Source organism: Haloferax sp. DFSO60 (genome assembly GCF_046557615.1).
Taxonomy (GTDB): Archaea; Halobacteriota; Halobacteria; order Halobacteriales; family Haloferacaceae; genus Haloferax.
The window spans coordinates 608427-632493 of sequence record NZ_JBKIII010000001.1; the positions used below are offsets into that span (position 1 = coordinate 608427).

Here is a 24067-nt window from a genome sequence, read left to right on the forward strand (position 1 = left end):
ACGGCCCCCACCTATCGAACGACGGTCACCGGCACTGGTGAACGCCTCGAAATCGACTCTGCGACGCTCCCGAGTAAGATTCGAGACGCCCCGGAGCGACCGTGACTCCCGACAATCACGTGGTCCACGTCGTTCGCGATAACGTAGTCGAGGACTGCGCGTGCTGGTTTCATTTCGCCTCTATCCTCGCTGACGGCCCGTACCTCGACGCCGTGGTCGAGTGCCTTCTCTCGTGCATCGGCCACCAGCGCCGCCGCCTCGTCCGCGCTCTCGCGGTGTCGTCCCCTCGATTCGACGACGTGCAAGATGGTGAGTTCTGTGTCGGGGAAGTTGGCCAGTGCGTACTCGAGTGCCTTCTGTGATTGTTCAGAGTGGTCCAGTGCGACGAGAGAGTGCAGCGACCCGTGTCGTTGGTTCGGGCGAACGATAGTGACAGGCACCGGCGCTCGCCTCGTCACTCGTTTTGCGACGCTCCCCAAGAGAATTCGTGCATCGTGGTCTTTCCCGTGGCTCCCAATCACGATTTCGTCAACGTCGTTCGTGTCGCAGTATTCGACGATTTCACGACCCGGGTGTCCAACTCGCGTCTCGGTTCGAACTGAAATTCGTCGTTGTTCGGCGAGGTCAACGAGGTCAGAGAAGAGTCGGTCGGGGTGCAGTTCGTCGTCGTCCGCAGCAGTGTAGCGCGGGTCGATGACGTAGAGGAGCATCAATTCGCTATCCGGGAAGGTCTCGATTGCGTGTTCGACCGTCTCAATTCCGAGCGGTCCGCCATCTACCGGCACCAGTACATTTCGGGTCATCGGAGAAAGTACGCCGTCGTATAAGATAGAAATTGTCAGCAATTTGAATACTGTCAGTGGATTTTGAGTGTACTGGGATTGTGGCGTTTTGACCCATTTAGAATGGGGTCGGCGATGGTCTGGACAAATTTTGATGGACTCGCCGGGAGTCACGTGAGCAGCGCGAACGTGACGTCGGCGAGTCCACGAACGACTGGAGGGAGTGAAACGACCGAACAGAAGTGAGTGGACTCGCCGGGATTTGAACCCGGGGCCTCTCCCATGCCAAGGGAGTGATCTACCCCTGATCTACGAGCCCTCACAACGATAGAGCCACCAGTCGTTTAGAAGCCCTTCGATTCTCTGTGGCGACGAGTCGAAACGATTTAACCCGCCGAGTGTGGACACTTCGACGGGAATCCAGCACGGCCGCAAATCTGACTCGCCCGTTTTGGGCTTGGGATTGCGGTAGTGCCCCAGTAGTCGTGTATGCGACTGCGGGGTACTCGTTTCTGCGGTCAGTGCGGTTCCAACCCGCAACAATGGCACGAATGCACACCCGCCGCCGTGGCTCGTCCGGTTCGGACAAGCCGGTGGCAGACGAAGCCCCGGAGTGGAGCGACGTCGACGCAAGCGACATCGAAGCACGCGTCGTCGAACTTGCTGAACAGGGTAAGGACCCAAGCCAGATTGGTCTCTCCCTGCGCGACGAAGGCGTCAAGGGCGTTCCCGTCCCTAACGTCAAGCTCGCAACCGGCAAGAAGGTCTCCGCCATCCTCGAAGAGAACGACGCAGCACCCGAACTCCCCGAGGACCTCCGGAACCTGATGGAACGCGCCGTTCGCCTCCGCGAACACATGGAGGAGAACCAGCAAGACAAGTCCAACCGTCGCGCACTCCAGAACACGGAGTCGAAGATTCGCCGTCTGGTCGCCTACTACCGTGGCGACAAGCTCGACGAGGACTTCACGTACAGCTACGACGTCGCAGTCGAACTCCTCGAAGGATAAGCTAGATGTCGATGAGTCCCGCCGAACAGACGCCCGCTTCCGACGCCGCCGCTGCGCTCAGCGAGGCGACATTCGTTCGTCTTCGCGTCCACGCCAGCGGTGCGGCCGTCGCCGCTGCGGGCGTCATCGGTCGGGCACTCTCGACGTCGAACGTTCCCTTCCGCATTCGGGCAACCGGTGCCCCCGAAGCCGCGACAGATAACGACCTCACGGTGACTATCGGTACGTCGGACCAGTCGTCCGACCTCGAACTCGACCCCACGGACGCGACAACAGTTGTCCGCGAACTGGGCGTCGAGCCCGACCCGGTCTGCGCACTGGCTGGTTTCCACGCCAGCGGTGTCGAACCGGACGCCGACCTCGAAACCGCGATGGCCGAGCGAGGAGTCGAGTCTCGACCCGGTGTGGCTGTCCCAACGGCAGACCTCGCCGACGGACTCGCCCACTCGACGCTCGTCCACGCGCCGTGGTCTGGCGACCGCGAGGCGACACAGGCGATGCTCGCCGACCTGTCGCTCCCGACCGACCTCGACGCGGATGCACACCGCCGCGTTGCCTCCGCCGTCGCACTCGATGTGACGACTGGCGACGCAACGTCGCAGGCTGCAACCGCCGTCGAGCGCATCCTTCACCCGGACGTGACGCCGAACGGCCCGTTCGAAACCGTCGGTGGATTCGCCGACGTACTCGATGCGACCGTTCGCGAGACGCCGGGCGTTGCAATCGCGCTCGCACTGGGTCACGATGTCGGAGAGACAGCGTTGAACGCGTGGCGCGACCACGCACAGGCAGTCCACGCCGCCCTCGATGGCGCGACGACTGGCCGCTACGAGAGCCTCTATGCGCTCTCGTGCGACCTCAGTTCGCCCGGACGGCTTGCGACTGTCGCGCGTCTCGCCCGCGACTTCCGCGCACCCGAACCGACTGTTCTTGCAGTCGGAACCGGTGCCGCCGCACTCGTTTCGACCGGCCCTGCCGGACTCGACGACCAACTCGCCGCCGCTGCGACCAACATTGGTGAGGCAACGGCGACTGGCGGCCCCGCGGAAGCCACGCTCTCGTTCGACCCCTCGGTCGAACCGAAAGATATCGTCTCGGCAGTCAGGGAGGTGCGCCGATGAGTTCGACTCGTCGCGCACGCCTGCGAACGACGCACGACGACCCCGAGGTCGTCCGTGCGGCAGTCGCGCCGGACAACACCGACTCGATGCACACATCCGTCGAAGGGAACACGCTCGTTGCGACAATTGAACGCGATTCGACCGGTGGACTCCAGTCCACAGTCGATGATTACGTCGTCAATGTCACGGTCGCACAGACCGTTATTGACGCCACCAGAACGCACACAGACACAAATCATGAGTGAACGATCCGTCTCGAAGCAGAAGCGCGGAAAGCGATGGTACACCCTCATCGCTCCCGAGAACTTTGACCGTCAGGAACTCGGCGAAACATTCGCCAACGAGCCTGAGAAGGTCTACGGCCGTACCGTCGAAACCACCCTTGGCGAACTCAACAACGACCAAGGCGCAAACAACGTCAAACTCATCTTCAAGGTGAACGACGTCGGCAGCGACGCTGCCTACACCGAGTTCGTCCAGCAAGAACTCACCCGAGACTACCTTCGTAGTCTCGTCCGCCGTGGTGCCTCGAAGGTCGAGGCCAACGTCACGGTGCTGACGAAGGACGACTACCGCGTCCAGATTCAGCCTGTCGCCTTCACGACCAAGAAGGCAGACCGCAGCCAAGAACAGGAAATCCGTCGCATCATGACGGAACTGACCCGCGAGTCCGCAGTCAACCACACCTTCAACGAGCTCATCAACAGCATCGTCGAAGGTCGTCTCTCCTCGGCTATCTACGCCGACGCGAAGCAGATTTATCCGCTTCGCCGCGTCGAGGTCCAGAAGTTCAGCCTCGAAGCCCGTCCGTCGGAAGTCGAAGCCGAAGAAGAGGCCGCTGTCGACATCGAAGAAGAAGACGTCGCAATCGAAGACGACGAAGAGTAAGTCGTCTCTGCGACGCCGATTCTCACGCTTTTTGCACCGCCCGCGTCCTGAGCGACTGCGCTATGCAGTGACCGAACGCAAGAGAAGAGCGGTTATTCCACGAAGAGCGGTTATTCCACGACGACAGTGCCGACCATCCCGGCCTGTTCGTGTGGGATACAGAAGTACTGGTACTCGCCGGGCGTCTCGAAGGTGTAGGAGTAGGACTCACCGCTGTTGATGAGGCCGCCAATCTCGTTGGAGTAAGCGTCGCGGGCGGTCTGTTCGTCCTCGTAGCCGCCGCTGGCGAAGAATTCGGTGCCCTCCGGGAGGGTGTTCTCGTAGGCCGTGATAGTGTGGCCGCGCGAACTCGTGTTCTGCCAGACGACTTCGTCGCCGACTTCGACGGTGATAGTCGGGGGCGTAAACGCAACCGCGGTCATTCCCACGTCGTAGTCGCTGTCGGAAGATAGCACCGTCGCGCACCCTGCGAGGCCAACCGTCGCGGCGGCACCTGCGGTCGCGAGGAATCGGCGACGTGTCTGTTGCCCGAAATTGGGGCGCTCGTCTCGCATAGTCGCAGTTCAGGACGCGAACGATAAATGTCGCGTGGTTCACGTGCCGAAGCGCGGCCAAACGTAAAAGGCAAAGGGGCGGTCCGCAATCCACAGGGTATGAAGCCCCGATTCGTCGGCCGATTGGGGGTCGCCGACGTCGTAACCGCCGGGAACGCAGCCCTCGGCTTCGTCGCCGCGGTCCTGACGGCAATCGACGTGCGGCTAGCTGCCAAAGTCATCCTCATCGGTGCGATGGCCGACGGACTCGACGGCGTTCTCGCGCGACGCTACGGCGGTAGCGACGCCGGGCCGTATCTCGATTCGCTGGCTGATGTCGCCTCGTTCGGCGTCGCGCCCGCACTCCTCGTCGTCGCTGTCGTCCGCGAGACGTGGGGATTCGACCAGATTCGGTTCCTCGCGGGCGTCGCCGTCGCCGCGTTCTTCGTTGCCATGGCGGTCGTCAGACTCGCACTCTACACCGCGTACGACAGCGACAGTGACGAGACGGTGGGCGTGCCGACGACGCTGGCCGCGACGATTCTCTCTGCCGGTGTCCTCGTCGGATTCGTGGACCCCATGCTCTTGGTCGTTCTCTCTGGGATTCTCGCGCTGCTCATGATTTCGGACGTCGTCTACCCCGACCTGCACGCACAAGACGCGCTCGTGATGGGTGTCGTTCAGGGACTCGCAATTCTGCTCTCAGGACGGCTTGGAATGGGATTCTCGTTCGGCCTGCTGTTTCTCGCTCTCGGGTATCTGTTCTTAGGGCCGCGATTCTACTGGGGAAGTTAAAGCTACATCCCCATGTCTTCGGCGTCCTCCGGAATCGGGAGGTCGTGGGGCGACACACCGAGCAGTTCCGCGGCGTGGTCGAGCGCCATGTCGAATCCGTAGTAGCGTTCGAGTTCGTCGCCATCGACGGTCGGTCGGACTTTCAGCATCGCGTAGCCGGAGATGTTCTGGGCGACTGCCGCTGTCTTGCCGCTGGCTTCGAATTCGAGGACGCGTTCGGACTCGGTGACGTAGTATCGGGCAGTGATGTCGTTTGCTTCTGCCACAGATTCGCTCATGCGAGTCGCTTGGGAGTACGTCGTGTCTAAACTACCGGTTCTATCGAGGACCGAGTGCGACGAATGACTAGGTTCGCCTCTCCCGTCTCCCTTCCTCGTCGAGACGACGAGTGTGGTATTTCTGAAAGAAATGCAACGACAATCCGACGATAATTAGCATAAGGCCGACTGGGGGCGAGAGTAGTGCGAGGATTACTCCCGCGGCAACGAGGTAGAGGAAGTTCATCTGTTATTCTCCTGACTGCTTAGTGTGATAGTGCTTTCGTGAACGACAACGAGTCACCCTCACGTAATTGGGCCCGCTCATCGACCTGAGAGTACAACAGAGCCGCGAACGACCTTCGACCGAGTTGCTCCGACCACAGAACGAAACTGACGAATAGCCCACCTCCGACCAACGCGTATGTGGTTTCAGAGTGGCCGTCGCCGTGACCTCTGTGCGATTCTCTACGACGCGGGCGAACTCAGAAGTCAGAAGCTCAAGACGCGCTTGGAGCGCTACTACGACACCAGAATCGAACCCCAGTCGTTCTACATGACTCTCGAATCGCTCGTCGATGCGGGGCACCTCGAACGACGAACAGAGGGAATCTACGACGTGTACGCACTCACCGATGGTGGTTCGAGTCGAGTCGAATCGTACTACGTGTGGCTCTCAGAGCGCGTGGAAAACAGCGAGCAAAAGACAACCCGAGTAGACGAAGAACCCGCGAACTGAGGACGCTTACTTCTGCAACCAGTCGCCGATGGTGTTACGGAGAATCTCGCTCGTGCCTTCGTAAATCTCGTTGAGTTTGGCGTCACGGTAGTAGCGCTCTGCGGCGAAATCCTTAGTGTAGCCGTAGCCGCCGTGAATCTGGATGCCTTCGTTGGCGACTTCGCGGGAGATTTCGCTGGCGTAGAGTTTGGCCTGTGCAGCCTCTTTGATGAAGGTCTCGTCGCGCATCTTCAGGTCAGCAGCCTTGTGCATGAGGAGTTTCGCGGCTTGGACCTTCGTGTCCATGTCGGCGAGTTTGTGTTTGATAGCCTGGAATTCGCCGATTGGCTGGTCGAACTGTTCGCGCTCGCCAGCGTACTGAACGGCGTCGTCGAGGGCGGCACGGGCGATACCGATAGAGCGTGCCGCGATGGTAATGCGACCGCCGTTGAGCGTCTTCAGTGCGTGGATGAAGCCGTCGCCCTCGTCGCCGAGCAGGCGGTCTGCGGGGATGCGCATGTCGTCGAAGCGGAGTTCAGCGGTCGGACAGCCCTTGTCGCCGAGTTTGTGCTCCGTGCCTTCGACGATGAAGCCGTCGTCTTCCTCGGGGCGGACGATGAACGAAGAGATACCTTTGTTGCCCGCGTCGGGGTCGGTCTTCGCAAAGAGAACAACCGTATCTGCGACCGAACCGTTCGAAATCCAGAGTTTGCCGCCGTTGACGACGTACTCGTCGCCATCTTTCACGGCGGTCGTTTCCATGGCCGGAACGTCACTGCCTGCACCGGGTTCGGAGAGGGCGAACGCGCCGATGTCGGTGCCTTCGTTGACTGGCGTGAGGTAGGTCTGTTTCTGCTCTTCGTTCCCGAACTCGTAGAGCATGTTGCCCGCGAGACTCGTGTGCGCAGCGACGATGGTTCCAAGGCCGCCGGACCCGCGCGAAATCTCTTCGAGACCAATCGCATAGGAGTGGTAATCCAGTCCAGCACCACCGTACTCTTCTGGGAAGGGCATACCCATCAGTCCGAGTTCACCCATCTCTTCGATGAGGTCTGCGGGGAACTCGTCGGTCTCGTCGATTTCCGCCGCACGAGGCTTCACCTCCTCGTCGACGAAGTCGGCAACCATATCGCGGATTTGCTTTTGCTCGGCAGTAAGGGAGAAATCCATGCCTGATTCTTTCATTGACTATGCTTATGGTTTTCCCTAGCGATGCGCTGGAATTCCCCACGAAACTTTTTATCCCTCCCTCCTTAGACTCGGATACTTCGAATGTCTCAACACGCCGATGCCAGGCCACCGGCAACTGACGACGACCTCACGTGGTGTCACGATGCTGTCCAAGGCGTCTCACGGACCTTTGCTTTGACCGTGAACGTCCTCGATGAGCCGATGTCTTCGTACATCTGTATTGGATATCTCCTCTGCCGTATCCCCGACACTATCGAAGATTCGTCGTCGATTGCTCCCGACGAGCAGGCACACCTCCTTCGACTCTACGACCGCGCGCTCGACCCCGACGACGACACCGGCATCGACGAGTTCGTCACCGCGGTCGAACCATACATCCCATCCGAAGCAGAGCGGTCTGCCGATTGGGACGTCGTCGCCAACGCCCCACGTATCTTCCGAACCTTCGAGGCGCTCCCCGAGGACGTCCACGAGGCAGTCACGCCTCCGGTCCGCGAACTCGTGACCGGCATGGCGATGTTCGTCGAACGGTACGCCCACATTGGCGGCCTTCGCATCCAGTCACGCGAAGAACTCGAAGAGTACTGCTACTACGTGGCCGGAACCGTCGGCAACCTCATCACGAACCTCGTGACGCGCGGGAACATCGACAGCGAGCGTCGCTCCCGCCTCTATGACACCGCAGAGGAGTTCGGCCAACTCCTCCAACTGGTCAACATCGCCAAAGACGTCTACGACGACTACAGCACGGAGAACAACGTCTATCTCCCCGCAGAGTGGCTGGAAGATGCCGGTGTGCCGCAAGAAGAGGTCGTCGCGACCGGACACGAAGCACGCACGGCATCGGTCGTCAAGCGAACCGCACAGCACGCGCGCTCGCTTCTCGACGATGCACAGACCTACTTGGAGACAGTCCCACTCCGCGACGGCAACACGCTCGAAGCGTGGGGGATTCCGTTCCTGCTCGCAGTCGGGACGCTCCGCGAACTCCTCGCGAACCCTGAGGACGCGGTCACGGGCAAGGGCGTCAAAATCTCGCGGCAGGAGGTCTTCGCCGTGATGGCCGCGATGAACGAGAACAACCCAGCGGCGCTCGGCGACCTGCGCGAAATCATCTCGCAGCAACCGTTCCACCGCGCGACGATGAACGCCGAGTAGGGTCCACACCCGTTCTCGATGCGCTCGCTGTCGTCAGTGGCGTCCTCGGCAACGATTCACTGACCGAAGTTGGGCGAATTGGCACTGACGGCGGTGGAGTCACACACTTCTATTCGTGAACCAGTCTCGAACGCGCTTGGGAGGATTTTTAGTAACCGAAGCATAACGGTCGGCTATGACTTCGGAAGAAGGACACGACGACCACGGACACCACCTGCCCGCAGTGGAGGATTGGCCGCGGGGCTTCGGTGAGGCGAGTTGGTGGCCGTTCGTCACTGCAATTGGCGGTGCAGGAATTTACGTCGCCGCTGCCCTGTACGTCATGGGTATTGGACAAACGACCTCGGTCGGTGTCGCCGCGGGAAGCGGTGCGCTCTTCCTCGTCGGCCTGTTCGGGTGGCTCTACCACGCGTTCGTCAAGGGCTTCTGGAACCGCGACCGGAGCGAACACGACGAGAACAAACTCCGCTGGGGAATGATTGCGTTCCTCGGGTCCGAACTCGGAACGTTCGGTGCGCTGTTCGGATACTACTTCTTCATCCGCGCAGGCACGTGGCCGCCACAAGAGCTTCCGCACCTCGTCGGGTCGCTCGTGCTGATTAACACCGGTCTCTTGGTCCTGTCGAGCTTTACGCTCCACTGGGCAGAAGGCGCACTCCAGAAAGGCAACCGTCAGAACTTCCTGCTCGGTCTCGCCGTCACGCTCGTCCTCGGTGCAATCTTCATCGGCGGGCAGGTCTACGAGTACTACGTGTTCATCATCGAGGAAGGGTTCACCATCACCTCCGGCCTCTTCGGGTCGGCCTTCTTCGGTCTCACCGGCCTCCACGGGCTTCACGTCACCCTCGGCGCAGTCCTCCTCGGAATCGTGTTCGTCCGCGCACTCCGCGGGCAGTACTCCGGTGAACGTCACGTCTCGGTCAGTACGGCATCCATGTACTGGCACTTCGTGGACGCGGTGTGGATTTTCCTCGTCGTCGTCCTCTACGTCGGCGCGGAAATCGGCGCGTAATCACCCGTCGAACACACACCTGCGACCGATTCTTTTTAGACACCCCGTCGATGACACAGCATCGCTGATACACGACGAGCGTGTGAGCGTCCACCTGCCATGGGTTGTCCTGGTTTGACCAGGTGCTCGCGCTCTCGTCTGTATTGGCAGTCACACGATACTCTCGCGCCGCGAGTGAAACCGACCCGTCCTTCTCAGCCGAACTGCTCGTTGAAGCGGTAGATGTCTTGGTCGATACCGGCGACGATGAGTTCGTCTTTCCTCCCGATTCGGAAATCCGGCCCAATCTCTGTGAGCAGGTTGCCGTCGCGCTTGACGGCGATAATCGTACAGTTCGTCTTGGCCCGAACGTCCGCTTCTGCGAGCGTCTTGCCGACGAGTTTGTCGGCGTGTGTTCGGACGAGTTCGATCTGCGATTGCGGTGCGATGACCTCTTCGTCGAGTACCGTCGAAGCGAGCATCCGACCGGCGACCGTCGAGAGCGCGAGGACGTAATCGGCTCCCGCTCGGTAGAGTTTGGCGATGCTCTCGGTCTCGTTGGCACGCGCGATAACTTCGGTCTCTTCCGACACCCGCTCCGAGACGAGCGTCGCGAACACGGCTGTCGTGTCGTCGTTGAGCGCGACTAACACCCCGCGGGCCTCCTTGACGCCCGCTTCGATGAGTGTCTGTGGGTCCGTCACGTCGCCGACGATGTCCACGCCGGGTTTGTCTTCGAGGTCGATGACGACGTGCGGGACGCCGGAACTCGCAAGTGTCTCGGCGGCAGTCGAACCGACTTCGCCGTAGCCAGCGATGAGTATCGCACCACGGCGGAATCGCCGGGCCGACGAGAGCGTGAGTTCGCGGAGTTTCTCCAGTTGTTTCTCGCGACCGACGACGAGCAGGATGGTGTGTTCGTCGATGACGGCATCCGGTGCGGGCGGTGAGACGAACTCACCGGAGAACCACGCGCCGATGACGTTTGCGCCGGTCAGGTTCGCAATTCCGCTTTCGGCGATTGGCTTTCCTTCGACCGGGCTTCCACGCTGGACGAGGAGTTCTGCGACTTCGAAGTCCTCACCAATCTCAACGGCATCGCCGAGTTCGGTGCTGACGGAAGTGGTCGCTTTCCCGGCGAGGCTCTCGCCGAGGAGTCGTCGCGGTGAGACGACCGCATCGGCACCGGCATAGCGGTGGTAGTCGGCGACGTGTGGGTCTTCGATGAGGCTGACGACCCGACAGTCGGGAGCGGCCTGCTTGGCGGCGAGGATGATACTCGCGTTCGTCTCGTCGTCGTCGTCGGTGACGATTGAGAGTGCCTCGCTCGCGTTCGCGTCCTCCAATACTTCGACCGACTCGGGGTCACCGTGAATGACGGTGTAGTCTTCGGCGTACAGTTCTTCGGCCAGGTCGCGGTCGCCTTCGACGATGACGTACGGCACGTCCATCGATTCGAGTTCGTCCACGAGTGCATCGCCTCGCGGGGTGTACGTACAGATGATGACGTGGTCGGTGAGCGACGACGACGTGGGCGGGTCGGTCCGCAAGGCGTCCTCGACGAGGGGGACGAGAAACAGCGGCAACGCGAGGAAGACGGTGACGACGCCCGTCAACTGCATGGCAATCGAGAGAGCGAGCAGCGGTGGCGTCTCCTCCCAGAGTCCTGCCTGTTCGCCGTACCCAGTGGTGGTGAACGTCTCGACGACGACGTGGAGTGCCTGCAAGAACGTTGTCGTCTCGTCGGTGAAGTAGCCGAGCGCCCACTGATAGACGATTGCATAGAGAAGAATCGCGGTCGCTGCCGCTGCGAGGTACCGCCCGAGGCGTTGTTTCGCCTTGGACAGTCCCGGTCCGTCGCCCGAAATAGACATACACCGTCTTCGGCCGTCGCTGTCTAAAAGACCCCTGCCGCGTGAGTGTGTGTATGAGTCGCCGCCGAGACGCCGTGTTCACCGTCGTGGTGGCGATTCCGCTCGCACTCGCAGTCGTCGTTCGTGGTACACCAATCCGCCCCGAGTCTGTTTTGTATGGCGCACTCGGAACAATCGTCCTCGAACTCGTGTTACTATCGAACCGCGAGCGAGTACAGACAGCGTGGCGTCGGCCCAGTGTTCAACTCTCTGTGGTCGTGGGTGGGGCACTCCTCGTCATGGTTGGGGTCGCACTCGTTGACCCGCAGATTCTCGTTGTCGTCCTCAGCGGACTCGTGACGTATCTCTGCTTGCTCGCAGCAGTGAGCATTCGAGACTACAGACGCGAATCGTGAGCCTGTGGCCGGAGCGAAACACATCAACGGGGCAATATTTAACAACTCTCCACGCGCGGATTGTGCATGAATCTCACTTCCCGCGCGGCCCTCGCCGTCGTCTGCGCGGGGGCGCTCGTTGTCTCCGCCGTCTTCGGCGGGTCGTACTTGGCACTCGCCGCGCCGCTCTCTGGTGGTCTCTATGCGTCGGCGTCTGCGGGTGTCGAAGAAGTCCAGAGTCCCTACGGCGAGGCGACAGTCTGGTACGACGACGCTGGTGTTCCCCACATCGAAGCCGAGTCCGAAGAAGCACTCTACTTCGCCGTCGGCTACGTCCAGGCACAAGACCGCCTGTTTCAGATGGACCTCCAGCGCCGACTGATTTCGGGGCGGCTTTCGGCTGTCGTCGGCGAATCGACCATCGACTCGGACACATTCTATCGAAGTTTGGACTTCGAATCCGCCGCCGAAGCGTCGTGGCAGTCGGTCCGAGGAACGGACGTTGGCGCCCCAATCGAAGCTTACACTGCGGGCGTGAACTCCTACGCTGACTCGCAACCTCTCCCACCGGAGTACGCCATGGTGGACGCCGAGTTCGAGTCATGGCGACCGGTCGATACGCTCTTAGTGGGAAAACTCATCTCGTGGCAACTCTCCGGGTCGTTTTCCGACTTGCGGCGCTCGACCACAATCTCACGTCTCGGCCCCGAAGCTTCGGCGCTCTATCCAAATTCGCTCGACCACGACGTACCGATTATCCGCGACTCGTCTGCATCTGATGCGGCACCCTTCGACCCGCAACCTGTGGTCTCTAATTCCTCCACTGCATCGGTCGATGGCGACTTCGGCGCGCTCGCCGACTGGACCGACGCCTACGATAAAGACCCCGTGTACGGGTCGAACAATTGGGTCGTCTCGGGCGAACACACCGCATCGGGCGCACCACTACTCGCCAACGACCCGCACCTCTCGCTCACCGTCCCGCCAATCTGGTACGAGATGCACCTCTCGGCCAACGAGATGGACGTTCGCGGCGTCGGATTCCCCGGCATTCCGTTGGTCGTCATCGGTCGAACCGCTGACGCCGCGTGGGGCGTGACCAACGTCGGCGGCGACTTCACCGACCTCTACACCTACGAGATGCGCGACGGAGGCTACGTCTACGATGGCGAAGTCCGTGAGTTCGAGACCAATACCGAAGTCATCGAAGTTGCTGGTGGTGAGGACGTGACCATCGACGTTCGAAAGTCCGTCCACGGGCCGGTCATCGAACGCGACGGTGAAACAGTCGGTGTCGCCTGGCCCGGATTCTCGGCGACTAACGAGTCGCTCGGCGTCTACAAACTGAACCACGCTGGGTCCGTCTCCGACATCCGTGACGCGCTCGAAGTCTGGGACGTGCCAGCCCAGAACTTCGTCGCCGCCGACCGCGCCGGAAACACGCTCTACTACCCCGCCGGAAAGTACCCGATTCGCGTCACAGATGGCGAAGTCGTCCGCGGAGATACCGTCTTCAACGGCTCTGCCGGTGAGGGCGAATGGCGAGGGTACGACCCGTACGGAATCTCGTCGTGGGATGGGTTCGTCCCCTTCGAGTCGATTCCGCACGTGGACAATCCCGACCTGCTTGCAACGGCCAACCAGCGAACCATCGACGACGCCGGATTCTACATGGGTACCTCGATGACCTACGCCGACCCCTACCGCGGCCAGCGAATCTATGACGAGTTGGACGCCGCGGCGGCTGACGGTGAGATGACCGCCGAGACGATGCGCGAACTCCAGCGCGACGTTCGCTCCGAAGCGGCAGTTGGGTTCGTCCCCTATGCGACCGACGAGACGACTGTCTCGCAGATGTCTCCGGAAGCACGGGAACTCACCACCGAACTGGATGGCTGGAACTACCAGGTGCGATCGAATTCGCGCGCGGCACTCGTCTATCGAATCTGGACCGAAGAGTTCCAGAACGCGACCTTCCACGACGAATTCAGTGCAGAGGGTCTCGACGAGTCGTACTACCCACGTCTCTACACCCTCCAGATGCTCGACTCTGATTCGAGGTGGTTCGACGACCGAACGACCGCTTCGGCAACCGAAACCCGAACCGACGTGGCCGCACTCGCCATGAACCGAACCGCCGAGCGGATTAGCGACGCGGAATGGGAGACCTACGGCGACTACAACACCCTCGATATGAACCACCCATTCAATCGAGCGTTTGTGAACTACCCAGAGCGACCGATGGATGGGTCTGCGTTCACGGTGTTCAACTTCCGGTCGTCGAGTTCGACCCAAGCGGGCAGTAGTTGGCGGATGGTCGTGGACTTCTCGGCCGACGATGACTCCTCGGGTGTCATTCCTGGTGGGCAGAGCGGCGTCGTCTGGTCCGACCACTACTACGACCAACTCGACGAGTGGGCACTGGGTGAGTACAAACCGCTCACTTTGGACAGACCAACCAAGTCCCCCGACATCGTGTTTAGGGGTGAACAATGACGTTGCTCTCTGCGATTCGAACGGGCCGATACGCCGAACTCGCCCTGGTCGTTGCAACTGCCGTCGGACTCGCGGTATCGACCGTTCACTGGGGAGGACTCGTCGCTGGTGGCGTCCTCGTGGGCGTCCTCGCCACGTCAGTCCGCTACGCCGTCGTCTCCGGGCTCACCTTCGGCGGGCTTGCGCTCGCGCTCCAGACGGCGCTCGTGTGGCGAAGCGGCGGCCTCGCTGCGTACTTCGAGATGGGAATTATCCTCGTCTTGAGCGTCACAATCGGATTCGCACTGCCGATGCTCGGAGCAGTCGGTGCTCGCGCACTCACCGGCGATGCGTAGTACCCGTGGGACGCTCCTCGTTGCCGCGGGAGTTGCACTGGCCGCGACGAGTCTCGTTAGCTTCGTCATTGGGCGCGGGACGACACGCCAAGTCGGGGCCGCATGGCTGGCACTCGCCGCGTTGCTGACGCTCGGACTGTTCGTCTACACCGGCGCGTTCGCCGCAGAGAATCGCTCGCCAACGACACACCAGCGATACGATTGGATTGGCCTGCCAACCGCTGTTACCCTCTTTCGCGGGACGATTATCGCGTGGGTTGGCGGCCTCGTCGCGTTCGTCGTGCTTGGAGAGTCGTCTTCGCTGTGGGCGTGGTTCGCCGCGATTGGGTACGGCATCGCGGCGGCCTTGGATTCGGTGGATGGTGCGCTGGCTCGGCGAACGAATCGCGTGACGGTACTCGGCTCTCGACTCGACATGACCGTCGATGCGCTGGGCCTCATCGTCGCTCCACTCGCGGGCGTCGCGCTCGGGCAACTCCCGTGGTGGTATCTCTCGGTCGGCGTCGCTCGGTACGTGTTCGTCGCTGGTCTCTGGTGGCGACACCGAGTTGGAAAGCCGACGTTCGAGTTGCCGCCGCGAGAGTCCCGTCGCGTACTCGCGGGGCTCCAGATGGCGTTTGTCCCCGTCGCACTCGCACCAGGCATCGCCGACGAGTGGATTCCGAGCGTGGCCGCACTCGCCGCCGGTGGGTTACTACTCGGGTTTGCCCGCGACTGGCTCTACGTCTCGGGGCGACTCGGAGAACCAGCACGCCAAAGCACGCCCACCCCGGCCGAAGAGTAAGTTAGTCGAGTTGTGCGAGTAGGTCCACGTTGTGTGCGATATACGTGAGCGACTCCCTTTCGAGTTGCCGATGCCGCGTACTGAGCCACGTCTGGAGTTCGTCTTGGAACTCGTCGTTCGACTCGCCGCCATCCGACACAGTCGTCCCGTCTCTCTCACCTTCTTGCTCGGTCGCTTCGACACCCTCGTCGGTCAGTGATTGCTCGACGAAGCGCAAAATCTGGTCGAGGAAGACTGGGTCGGTGTCGTCGTAGGGCGGGTGGATAGTCCAGTCTGACCCGCCCGCGGAGACGAGCGACAGCCCGACAGCGGGGAACACCGAGAAGAGGTCCGAACCGGTCGTCGCACCGTTGTGGTCCTCGGTCTGCATCGTCTCGTGGTACGCATCGAGTACTCGTTCGTCCGACTGGTGGGACGGACGGAACGAGGTGTGCCCGTCGAACGTAATCGGCGCGTAGACCAGACCGCGCTCAGTGAGTCGAGAGACGAGCGACTCGGTCGCCCGCTTGAGTGGCAATAAGTCGAACACAGCGTGTGCGATAACGAGGTCGATTGCCTGCGGCAAGACTGCGGTTGCATCGAACAGGTCGCCGGTGATGTAGGTGAGGTCGACACGTCGCCCGTGTCGCTCGATTCGAAACCCGTTTTTCGTCGGCGTCGCTTCCCATCCTGCGGCGGGTGCCCACCGCGCGAATGCCGCCGCCGCACGGTCTGCCAAGCCTTCCTGCTTATCGACCATCACGTACTTGATGTCGTCGTGGCTGTCGAAGACTCCCCACGAGAGGAGGCGTCGACACATCGCACCGGTTCCAGCACCGACAGAGACCACCCGAAGGGGCTTGCCCGGTCGGGATTCCGCACGGGCTTCGAGTAAGTCGCTGAGCCGAGCGAGCGTCGGGCGATGAAGTGCGTGGTCGTCCACCGGTTCCTTCGCTTCCAGATAGCGGACGAATCGTTCGTCGTGGCGAGTCACGACCAAGTTGTCTCAGGGGGGTGGCATAATTATTCGCCCCCTCACCACCGAGGTTGAAATCGAATATAGAATTGTTGGGAAGAAAACACGATTTTCGAGAAAATCTCGATGAAACGCGCAAATCGCCCGGAAACTATTTGATTCGCTTGCAGTGATTTAACCCCAAATGGATAGCGAGATTATCGACGCGGTGACTGGGTGGGACTCCGCACCGGCCGGACGCGGCTACGCGGGCCTCCGGGAACTCGCAGACAACGGCTTCACCGGTGCCGTTGTTGCCAGCCTAACGTGGGGCTTCATGCTCAACGGACGGCTGCTTGGCGTGTTCGACGGGACCATCGAGGACTTCGACGACGCATCGTTCGAAGCGCATCGTTCTCCCGACCCGTCACTGCCACTGCTGTATGCAATGATGGAGACGGGCGGCGAGACGCGCGCACAGTACTACACGGAAGAGACGCCGCTTTCCGATGCCGATAGTACGCTCAAATCGGGTGGGTTCACGGGCTACATCGAGCTTTCGGAGAACGTGCTTTCGGGCGACTACTACGTCGTCTATCACGGTGGAAAGTCGATGAGTGCGGCCTACGTCGGCAACAGCCGGAAACTCATCACCGACGACGAAGCGTTCGACCGCGCGAACGACGAGATTGGCATCTACAAAGTCATCGACGTCGACCTCGACATCGTCGAGCTTCCGGAAGACGAGTCCGCGGCCGAACCAGTCGTTGACGCAGAACCAGAACCCGAGGAGTCGGCGACTGACGAGCCCGAAGACGGCGACGTTGAACCCGAGACTGACTCGGAGGCGACGACCCCGGAATCCGAGCCCGCCGAACCACCCATCGCTGATGCAGAACCCGACACCGCGACGACAGAGTCGGGGACTGCAACCGAGGAAACAATAGAGACCGCACCCGAACCGGACCCGACTCCAGCAGCGACGGATACCGAGCCTTCGACAGAGGCGGCTGCTGCCGAAACGGCGGAGGCGAAACCAGACCCACTCGCCGAACAAGAACAGTCTGACGCGTCAGATTCGGACGTGTTCTCCGAGGAAGCACAGTGGCGAAACGCACGTTCGATTCCGTCGCTCGACCCCAAGAACACCACCGGAGAGTCCGTCTCCGAGCGGAAGAAGCGAACGAGTAGTCCGAAACGTGGGCGAAAACAGAAACCTGCCGGGCGAAACAAAACCCAAGAGGCACAGCAAACACATCGCAAACGCTCGCCGAAACGGGCACAATCCCAGCAACCTTCTCAAACGTCGAATAGCGCGCAATCGGGTGCGCTGAAAGAGAAACTCACGGCAGTGACCGCCGAGCGCGACAAACTCCAGTCGCAGAAAGAATCACTGCGACAGAAACTCGAGAGCGCACAGTCGAAAAACGAGCAACTCGAAGCTCGCGTGTCCGAACTCGAATCCGAAATCGAACAACTCGAAGCCAGTCTTGCGGATGTCGATGTCCACACCGCCGACCAGACGATGGGTATCGAGGAGGCACTCCGCGGAACCAACCTCTTCGTTCGCTACAAGCGGAAAGGCGAGGCGACACTGGAAAAAGCACACAGCGGGCAGGTCAAGAGAGACGAACTCTTGGAGAACCTCCGGTTGGAACACCACACGACCTTTGATACGGAATCGCTGAGCGTCGATGGCCAGCCCTACGAATCGTTCCTGCACGCAACCGCAGAGTTCGGCTTCGCGAAGTGGGTCGTCACCGACTTGCTCTACGAAATCGGTGAGACGGGCAACCGCTCGGAACTCGCAGGCGTGTTCAACTCGATTCCGGAAGTCGACCGCGTCGAACTCTACGGGTCTGTCTCGGTTCCGCTCGGTGACGAGGGCGACGCAGAGACGCGCCGCTTCGACGTCATCTTCCGCGACCAGATGGGCGAACCGCTCTTCGTCGCCAACATGAACGACTCGCGCGACCCGGCCACCGAAGGGATGGTTCGACAGCTCATCAAAGACTCCAAGGCAGTCGCCGAATCCGGCGACACCCTCGGCTCTGCGTTCGTCGTGACAAAGAGTTTCTTCGAACCGGAAGCACTCGAAGCGACGGCCGCGGAAACTGGCGGTGGACTGCTGAGTCGAAGCAAACGCAAGAGCTTCGTAAAACTGTCTCGCAAACAGGGCTACCACCTGTGTCTCGTCGAGGCACGCAGTGGCGAGTTCCACCTGAACGTCCCCGACATCTGAGACAGCGCGCGTTCTTTTTTCAGCGTCAGGACTCGGAGTGGCGATACGGGACGTCACCACTCGCGATGCGGAGTCACCGCTCTCAGTGTCGGGTTCACACGGGAGAAAAATGAGAAATCCCGTGCTACTGCTGCGGGGAGAGACAACCGTTCGGCGGTCGTATCGTCCCGACAACCCGGTGTATCCCGTTGAACGGTCCCATCTGACGCGAGTTGCGTATCTGTGTCAGCGAAGGCGTCCGTGCGAAGGGGATAGAACGACCGCGTGTTTTCGGATTTAGTTCTCGATTTCGGCTGCTTCTTCGATCTTCATCGATTCGAGCTTGGAGACAATCTCGTCGAGTTTCCCATCGAGTTCGTCGACGAACTCTTGGGTGCGCTCGGTCGTGATTGCACCTTGGCTGGAGGGCTCGATAAGGTTCTCTTCTTCGAGAACACGGAGCGAGTAGCGAACCTTGTGGTGTGGGTAACCAGTTTCGTTCGACATCTTCACGATGCCAATCGGTTCGCTCTCGATGACCATCTTCAGAACCTGAAGATGGCGCTCCAACATATCGACTTCCTTCTCAAGTCGGTCTATCATGCCATTTGTTAACTCTTCTTGGGAGAGTTTAAGCCTTGCCCTCTTCGGGTGGCGAAAAAGATGATACCTCGTCTTTACCAAGGCCAGTAATTAACCGTTGTGTTATCTTCGGCCATGGTGATGCGTGTTTGTTGCATATTCTGCCGACGAGATGTCTAAAAGTGTTCACAATCTTGTATCGCTATTCGGCAAGGACCGTAATCTGTTTAGTGTGCCGCGGGGAACGACCGACGTATGACTGTTACCATCGTCGGTTCACAACTGGGCGACGAGGGCAAAGGCGCGCTCGTCGACCTTTGGGGTGGCGATGCGGACGTCGTCGTCCGTTATCAGGGCGGCGACAACGCCGGCCACACCGTCGTTGAGGGCGGAGAAGAGTACAAACTATCGCTCGTTCCGAGCGGTGCCGTCCGCGACAAAATCGGCATCCTCGGTAACGGCTGTGTGGTCAACCCGCGCACCCTCTTCTCGGAGATTGATGACCTCCGCGAGCGCGGTCTCGACCCCGACGTGCGCGTCGCAAAACGCGCCCACGTCATCATGCCGTATCACCGTCGTCTCGACAACATCGAAGAAGAAGCAAAGGCAGAGTCCGACTCCGACCTCGTCGTCGGGACGACCGGTCGCGGCATCGGTCCCACCTACGAGGACAAGGCTGGTCGTCGCGGTGTTCGCATCGGCGACCTACTCGACCCCGACGTCCTTCGCCAGCGACTGGAGTACGCTGTCCCGCAGAAGCGCGCGCTCATCGAGGACGTCTACGGCCTCGAAGCAGGCGAAGAGTGTGACATCGAAGCCCTCATCGACGAGTACACCGAGTTCGGCCGTCGTCTCGCCGAAAACGACATGGCTGTCAACTGTGGCGACTTCCTCGCCGAACGCCGCGAAGCCGGTGAGAACGTGATGTTCGAGGGCGCACAGGGAACGCTCATCGACATCGACCACGGAAGCTACCCGTACGTCACGTCCTCCAACCCAACCGCTGGCGGCGCGGCCACTGGTTCGGGTCTCGGCCCGACCGTCACCGGCCAAGGTGAAGTCGTCGGTATCGTCAAAGCCTACCTCTCACGCGTCGGTGAAGGGCCGATGCCAACCGAACTGAAAGACGACGACCGAGACGAAGAACTCGCAGACTTCATCCGCGAGAAAGGCGGCGAGTTCGGGACCGTCACCGGTCGCCCGCGCCGTATCGGTTGGCTCGACATTCCCATGCTCCGTCACGCAACTCGCGTGAGCGGATTTACGGGTATCGCCGTCAACCACCTCGACGTGCTCGCCGGACTGGACGAAATCAAGGTCGGCCACGCCTACGAACTCGAAGGCGAAGAACGTCTGACCATCCCCGCGACGACCGAGCGATGGGCCGAGTGTGAACCCGTCTTGAAGGAGTTCGAACCGTGGCCAGAAGTCGATTGGTCCGAAGTCGCCGAAGAAGGCTACGAGGCGATCCCGGCTAACGCACAGGACTACCTCGACTACCTCACCGAAGAACTCGACGTACCCGTCTACGCTGTCGGTATCGGACCGGACCGCGAGCAGACTGTCGAACTCGCGAACCCGTTCGACAACTAACGACGCCTCCACGGGTCGGGTGAGACCCGATTCAGCACTCGTTTTCCGGTGGCCACCTAGCTAGTCGAATTGCCCCTCGGCGATTGCTTTGAGTTCCTGATTTCGGCGTTCGATGAGGTTTCGCATGTATCGCGTGAGGACGAGCGTATCTACGACCCACCCGAGCGGGCCGACAGGCGAAGTAAACTGGAATTCGTCTCTCATTCGAGTGCTGTTTGGAGCGAGTTGCTCGAAGTAGTGGTCGTGAGTCAACTCACGGAATGGACCGTCGATTTCCCTATCTTGAAAGTACACTGGTGACTCCATCTCGGTTATTTCGACGGTGAGTTCCATCGGGATACCGAAGTGGGTCGCCCGCCACGTCACGACGTCTCCGTTTTCCAGATGTCCGCTTGTGGTTCCTGCGACTGCACGCTCGCCGTGACCCATCGTCTCTGTGTGCCGTTCGACGTTCCGCGCTAAATCGAACACGCGTTCGATAGGGGCGTCGATATGCGTCTCTAAGACAATCGTTGGCATCGCGGTCTGCTGAGTTGTTCGAGCGAGCGACCTAAAGTAGTCGGGCAGAACCCGTACGTTTTTAGCCCGTCCTATCTTCGAATCTGACAATGAAAGAATCCCTGATGGACATCCTCTGTGACCCCCTCGACAAGAGCGAGTTGACCCTCGAAGTCGACGAGCGCGACGGAGACGAAATCGTCGAAGGACGACTCATCGGGACGGTCACGGGCGAGGTGTACCCCATCGAAGACGGTATTCCGAACCTGCTTCCCCCGGACATGCGGGACGACTAACCACCTGAACGTTTTTCTACTTTCACTTCGAGCGTCGTACTGTGTCGAACGAGTCGCTCACCGTCACACTGAACGAGGAGCGCCCGCACGACCTCTCGGTCACGAATTCGTTTTCGACGACGGATACGTTCGCCGTGGTGTTCGAAAACCTCGGCCAGCCCGTCCACATCCACCTCAATCTCGATGACACGCTCTCGCAAGTGGCGACGCTCTCGTCGGGAAACCACTACATCGAAGGTGACGAAGAGATGGCCGTCGAAGTGTTCGTGACTCCCGTCGAGGAGTCGGTTCACGGACGGCTCAAAATCGTCTCCGGATACGGCTCGGAGACGGCCTACGTCGATGTGACAATCGAACCGGGACCGGGGTCGAAACCACGTGTCGATATCGACGACACGCTCACCCAACCGGGTGGTATCGAACCCAAGCCCACCGGTGCCGAGCGCGCACTGGCGTCGGTTTCTTCGATTGATACGGGCGTCCTCCCGCTCGTCTTACTCGGCATCGTCGCCTTGGCACTCGCCGCAGGCATCGCCAGCGCCTTCGACAGTTTCGCAATCATGCTCGGCGCTGGCGTGGTCGTGTTCGGCGTTCTCGTGGGAATCGTACTCGCAGTCCGATAACAAAAACCGAGCGCGACGTTACTCGTCGTCGGTCGGAACGCCGCAGAGGTTTCCGTCCTCGTCGAACAATTTTGCACGGAGGAACCGCGTTCGATAGCGATTCGCACTCTCGTAGATGTCTGCTTCTCGAATCTCGTCGATTCGGTCGTCTGCAACGGCGTCGATGATGGCTTCGACCTGTTCTTTCTCGGAGGGCGTCAGGTCGAACTCGTAGGTCTGCGTCTCTTCGGCTTCGAGTCGCGTCCACTTGCGCGAGGCGGCGATGACGACCGAACACGGCTCACGACACGGGAACGCGCCATCGCCACCATCCACATCGAGGTCCGTCTCGTCGTCGTACTGCCACTCGCGGCGTTTGACACACTGTGAGTCGTCACACATCGCTTCGGCGACCCAATCGACGTGTTCGTGGCCGTCACCGCGATTCCACGTCTTGACGACGCCGTACATCCCCGACTGGCGGCCGATTGCATCCTCCCAGTGGACCACGTCGAGTTCACCTTCGCGTTCGCGATACCAGTTCGGCACGGACGCAGGGTAGAACGTTTCGACCGCTTCGACCACGTCGCGGGCGTCGAGGTCGGAGAACACCCAGCCACCGGCGAGGTTCGCACCGGATTTCAGCGGGCGGTATCGACCCTTCTCGTCGTAGGTTGCGAGTTGCCGGGCGGCCAACGGGTCGTGGTAGGTGTCGAGTCCATCGGTGTCGATATCGCCGTCGGCAACGTGGCGAACGTCGTAGGTACGCCCTTCGTCGTCGAGTTCGACTGTGATTCGAAGTTGGCCCCACTCTGTGGTGATGCCGCTTCGGAGTGCCTCGTATCGGTCAGCGAGCCGGAGTTCGTCTACACCTTCGAGCCACTGCAAGAAGGCGCGACGGTGCGGGGTTACCTCGCCGACGACGTCCGACCAGAAGTGCCAGTCGTGGGCGGATTCGTCGGCGTACTCGCCGAGGGCGTCGCGGAACTCGGATTCGGAGAGTGATTCGAAGGTCATGTCTGGAGTGACGAGTCGGTAGGTTCCGTCCTCGGCGGTGACTGCAAATCCGTCGTGTTCGATACCGTCGTCTGCGGCGTCGATGACCGCGTCGATGTGATTACTCACGTGGGGCCTCCTGCGTGGTTCGGGTCTTTTCTCGGACAACTTCGAGCGCGTCGCCGATGTTTGCGCCTGCGTCTGCGGCGCGTTCGAGTACCACGTCGGCCATCAGTCCTTCCGTGCCGACTGCGCCAGCGTACCAGATTCGATGTCCTTCGACTTCGGTGGGGACGTCGTATCCCGTCCGGTAGTCGTCGGTCAGGCCCACGTCCTCGGGGATGTCCTCTTGGGTGTGGAAGCCGTCGGCGATAAAGAGCGGGACGACGACGATATCCTCGGAATCGAAGTAGTCGGTCACGTCGTCAACTTCGGGTTCTTCGTCCATGTAGAGCGCCTGCACTTCGTCGAAGCGGTCCATCGACGCGATGCGCTCTGCGTGGTACTCGATTGCCTTCGCGGAGTTCTCGTTGCGCTCGGTTCCGTGGCCGACGACCGCGAGGCCGAACCCGTCGCCAACGTCGGGGTCTCCGGTTACCGTCTCGGCGCGGCGGACGATGACGTCGGTCATCGCTTCGTGGGTGCCGACCGGCCCGCAGTAGTGGACCGTCTTGTCGGGCACGTCGGTTGCGGGAAGGGTGACGTGAGACGCGGAGAGGCCGTCCGAGTCCCAGTCGGCCACGTCCCAGCCGTCCAGTTTGAGTTCGCGCGGGATGACCTGCTCGGTGAAGTAGCCCTCGCTGATAAAGAGCGGGACGACGAACGCCTCGTCGGCTTCGACGGTCCGAAGCACCTCTGCAATCGACGGCTCTTCTTTCCAGAAGCCGGTTCGAACCTCCTCGAACGCGCCGACGTCTCGAATCGTGTCGGCGTGGTCGTAGGTGGGCGTACTCGAATCCGGGTTCAAATGCGACCCGTGCGCCACGATAACCAGCGCTTGCATGTCCGGGCGTTGTGAGGGAGTCGCCTTATGGACTT

Annotated in this window: 26 protein-coding genes and 1 tRNA gene; 16 read left to right on the plus strand and 11 right to left on the minus strand. The window is 60.8% G+C overall.

Annotated features, from left to right (window positions below; all coding sequences use genetic code 11):
- Window positions 1-11 precede the first annotated feature (11 nt).
- A complete protein-coding gene (locus ACK509_RS03185; protein WP_410765049.1) occupies window positions 12-803 on the minus strand; it encodes a universal stress protein in 792 nt (263 codons plus the stop codon).
- Between the two features lie 226 nt (window positions 804-1029).
- Window positions 1030-1101, minus strand: a tRNA-Ala gene (locus ACK509_RS03190).
- Window positions 1102-1324: 223 nt separating this feature from the next.
- Between ACK509_RS03190 and ACK509_RS03195 the strand changes: the two genes are divergently transcribed.
- From ACK509_RS03195 to ACK509_RS03210, 4 genes are read left to right on the plus strand one after another with little or no spacing between them, the layout of a single operon-like run.
- Window positions 1325-1792: a 30S ribosomal protein S15 gene (locus tag ACK509_RS03195; RefSeq protein WP_410765050.1), complete on the plus strand. Its 468-nt coding sequence runs from the start codon at window positions 1325-1327 to the stop codon at window positions 1790-1792.
- 5 nt (window positions 1793-1797) lie between these two features.
- Window positions 1798-2913 carry an exonuclease gene (locus ACK509_RS03200; protein WP_410765051.1) on the plus strand — a complete coding sequence of 372 codons (1116 nt, stop codon included), beginning with the start codon at window positions 1798-1800 and terminating at the stop codon, window positions 2911-2913.
- Complete coding sequence (locus ACK509_RS03205; RefSeq protein ID WP_410765052.1) at window positions 2910-3158, plus strand: KEOPS complex subunit Pcc1; 249 nt, start codon at window positions 2910-2912, stop codon at window positions 3156-3158. Before ACK509_RS03200 ends, ACK509_RS03205 begins: the two co-directional genes overlap by 4 nt.
- Window positions 3151-3801, plus strand: a complete 651-nt coding sequence (locus tag ACK509_RS03210) for a 30S ribosomal protein S3ae (protein ID WP_410765053.1) — start codon at window positions 3151-3153, stop codon at window positions 3799-3801. The genes ACK509_RS03205 and ACK509_RS03210 overlap by 8 nt, the downstream gene beginning before the upstream one ends.
- 110 nt (window positions 3802-3911) lie before the next feature.
- On the opposite strand, the gene ACK509_RS03215 is transcribed toward ACK509_RS03210, so the two are convergent.
- Window positions 3912-4355, minus strand: a complete 444-nt coding sequence (locus tag ACK509_RS03215) for a plastocyanin/azurin family copper-binding protein (protein ID WP_410765054.1) — start codon at window positions 4353-4355, stop codon at window positions 3912-3914.
- A gap of 99 nt (window positions 4356-4454) precedes the next feature.
- On the opposite strand from ACK509_RS03215, the gene ACK509_RS03220 reads away from it, so the two are divergent.
- Window positions 4455-5129, plus strand: coding sequence for a protein sorting system archaetidylserine synthase (locus ACK509_RS03220; RefSeq protein ID WP_410766242.1), 675 nt, complete (start codon window positions 4455-4457; stop codon window positions 5127-5129).
- A 2-nt stretch (window positions 5130-5131) separates the two neighbouring features.
- Here the strand turns inward: ACK509_RS03220 and ACK509_RS03225 are convergent, their stop codons facing one another.
- Window positions 5132-5407, minus strand: coding sequence for a hypothetical protein (locus ACK509_RS03225; protein WP_410765055.1), 276 nt, complete (start codon window positions 5405-5407; stop codon window positions 5132-5134).
- 403 nt (window positions 5408-5810) lie between these two features.
- On the opposite strand from ACK509_RS03225, the gene ACK509_RS03230 reads away from it, so the two are divergent.
- Window positions 5811-6125, plus strand: coding sequence for a DNA-binding protein (locus tag ACK509_RS03230; RefSeq protein ID WP_410765056.1), 315 nt, complete (start codon window positions 5811-5813; stop codon window positions 6123-6125).
- 6 nt (window positions 6126-6131) lie between these two features.
- On the opposite strand, the gene ACK509_RS03235 is transcribed toward ACK509_RS03230, so the two are convergent.
- A complete protein-coding gene (locus tag ACK509_RS03235; RefSeq protein ID WP_410765057.1) occupies window positions 6132-7274 on the minus strand; it encodes an acyl-CoA dehydrogenase in 1143 nt (380 codons plus the stop codon).
- A gap of 102 nt (window positions 7275-7376) precedes the next feature.
- Here ACK509_RS03235 and ACK509_RS03240 point away from each other — a divergent pair, with 102 nt between their 5' ends.
- Entirely contained in the window at window positions 7377-8453 is a 1077-nt protein-coding gene (locus tag ACK509_RS03240) for a phytoene/squalene synthase family protein (RefSeq protein ID WP_410765058.1), read from the plus strand.
- Window positions 8454-8628: 175 nt separating this feature from the next.
- A complete protein-coding gene (locus tag ACK509_RS03245; RefSeq protein WP_410765059.1) occupies window positions 8629-9465 on the plus strand; it encodes a heme-copper oxidase subunit III in 837 nt (278 codons plus the stop codon).
- A gap of 194 nt (window positions 9466-9659) precedes the next feature.
- Here the strand turns inward: ACK509_RS03245 and ACK509_RS03250 are convergent, their stop codons facing one another.
- Window positions 9660-11318 carry a potassium channel family protein gene (locus ACK509_RS03250; RefSeq protein ID WP_410765060.1) on the minus strand — a complete coding sequence of 553 codons (1659 nt, stop codon included), beginning with the start codon at window positions 11316-11318 and terminating at the stop codon, window positions 9660-9662.
- A 53-nt stretch (window positions 11319-11371) separates the two neighbouring features.
- Here ACK509_RS03250 and ACK509_RS03255 point away from each other — a divergent pair, with 53 nt between their 5' ends.
- From ACK509_RS03255 to ACK509_RS03270, 4 genes are all read left to right on the plus strand, one after another.
- Entirely contained in the window at window positions 11372-11713 is a 342-nt protein-coding gene (locus ACK509_RS03255) for a hypothetical protein (protein WP_410765061.1), read from the plus strand.
- A 66-nt stretch (window positions 11714-11779) separates the two neighbouring features.
- The gene (locus tag ACK509_RS03260) at window positions 11780-14188 is read left to right on the plus strand and encodes a penicillin acylase family protein (RefSeq protein WP_410765062.1); all 2409 of its coding nucleotides are present in this window, start codon (window positions 11780-11782) and stop codon (window positions 14186-14188) included.
- Complete coding sequence (locus ACK509_RS03265) at window positions 14185-14523, plus strand: hypothetical protein (protein ID WP_410765063.1); 339 nt, start codon at window positions 14185-14187, stop codon at window positions 14521-14523. The genes ACK509_RS03260 and ACK509_RS03265 overlap by 4 nt, the downstream gene beginning before the upstream one ends.
- The gene (locus ACK509_RS03270; protein WP_410765064.1) at window positions 14516-15307 is read left to right on the plus strand and encodes a CDP-alcohol phosphatidyltransferase family protein; all 792 of its coding nucleotides are present in this window, start codon (window positions 14516-14518) and stop codon (window positions 15305-15307) included. The genes ACK509_RS03265 and ACK509_RS03270 overlap by 8 nt, the downstream gene beginning before the upstream one ends.
- 1 nt (window position 15308) lies before the next feature.
- Here ACK509_RS03270 and ACK509_RS03275 read toward each other — a convergent pair whose 3' ends face one another.
- A complete protein-coding gene (locus ACK509_RS03275) occupies window positions 15309-16280 on the minus strand; it encodes an SAM-dependent methyltransferase (protein ID WP_410765065.1) in 972 nt (323 codons plus the stop codon).
- Between the two features lie 166 nt (window positions 16281-16446).
- Here ACK509_RS03275 and ACK509_RS03280 point away from each other — a divergent pair, with 166 nt between their 5' ends.
- The gene (locus tag ACK509_RS03280) at window positions 16447-18483 is read left to right on the plus strand and encodes a hypothetical protein (protein WP_410765066.1); all 2037 of its coding nucleotides are present in this window, start codon (window positions 16447-16449) and stop codon (window positions 18481-18483) included.
- Between the two features lie 276 nt (window positions 18484-18759).
- On the opposite strand, the gene ACK509_RS03285 is transcribed toward ACK509_RS03280, so the two are convergent.
- Window positions 18760-19065, minus strand: coding sequence for a hypothetical protein (locus ACK509_RS03285; protein ID WP_390223218.1), 306 nt, complete (start codon window positions 19063-19065; stop codon window positions 18760-18762).
- A 234-nt stretch (window positions 19066-19299) separates the two neighbouring features.
- On the opposite strand from ACK509_RS03285, the gene ACK509_RS03290 reads away from it, so the two are divergent.
- A complete protein-coding gene (locus ACK509_RS03290) occupies window positions 19300-20637 on the plus strand; it encodes an adenylosuccinate synthase (protein WP_410765067.1) in 1338 nt (445 codons plus the stop codon).
- A gap of 60 nt (window positions 20638-20697) precedes the next feature.
- On the opposite strand, the gene ACK509_RS03295 is transcribed toward ACK509_RS03290, so the two are convergent.
- Window positions 20698-21156 carry an SRPBCC family protein gene (locus ACK509_RS03295; protein ID WP_410765068.1) on the minus strand — a complete coding sequence of 153 codons (459 nt, stop codon included), beginning with the start codon at window positions 21154-21156 and terminating at the stop codon, window positions 20698-20700.
- 89 nt (window positions 21157-21245) lie between these two features.
- Between ACK509_RS03295 and ACK509_RS03300 the strand changes: the two genes are divergently transcribed.
- Window positions 21246-21431 carry a methytransferase partner Trm112 gene (locus ACK509_RS03300; protein WP_410765069.1) on the plus strand — a complete coding sequence of 62 codons (186 nt, stop codon included), beginning with the start codon at window positions 21246-21248 and terminating at the stop codon, window positions 21429-21431.
- Between the two features lie 41 nt (window positions 21432-21472).
- The gene (locus ACK509_RS03305) at window positions 21473-22054 is read left to right on the plus strand and encodes a hypothetical protein (RefSeq protein ID WP_410765070.1); all 582 of its coding nucleotides are present in this window, start codon (window positions 21473-21475) and stop codon (window positions 22052-22054) included.
- 18 nt (window positions 22055-22072) lie between these two features.
- On the opposite strand, the gene ACK509_RS03310 is transcribed toward ACK509_RS03305, so the two are convergent.
- Together ACK509_RS03310 and ACK509_RS03315 are read right to left on the minus strand one after the other, a co-directional pair.
- Window positions 22073-23158, minus strand: coding sequence for a DR2241 family protein (locus ACK509_RS03310; RefSeq protein WP_410765071.1), 1086 nt, complete (start codon window positions 23156-23158; stop codon window positions 22073-22075).
- Window positions 23151-24032, minus strand: a complete 882-nt coding sequence (locus ACK509_RS03315; RefSeq protein WP_410765072.1) for a CbiX/SirB N-terminal domain-containing protein — start codon at window positions 24030-24032, stop codon at window positions 23151-23153. Before ACK509_RS03315 ends, ACK509_RS03310 begins: the two co-directional genes overlap by 8 nt.
- Window positions 24033-24067: the final 35 nt, after the last annotated feature.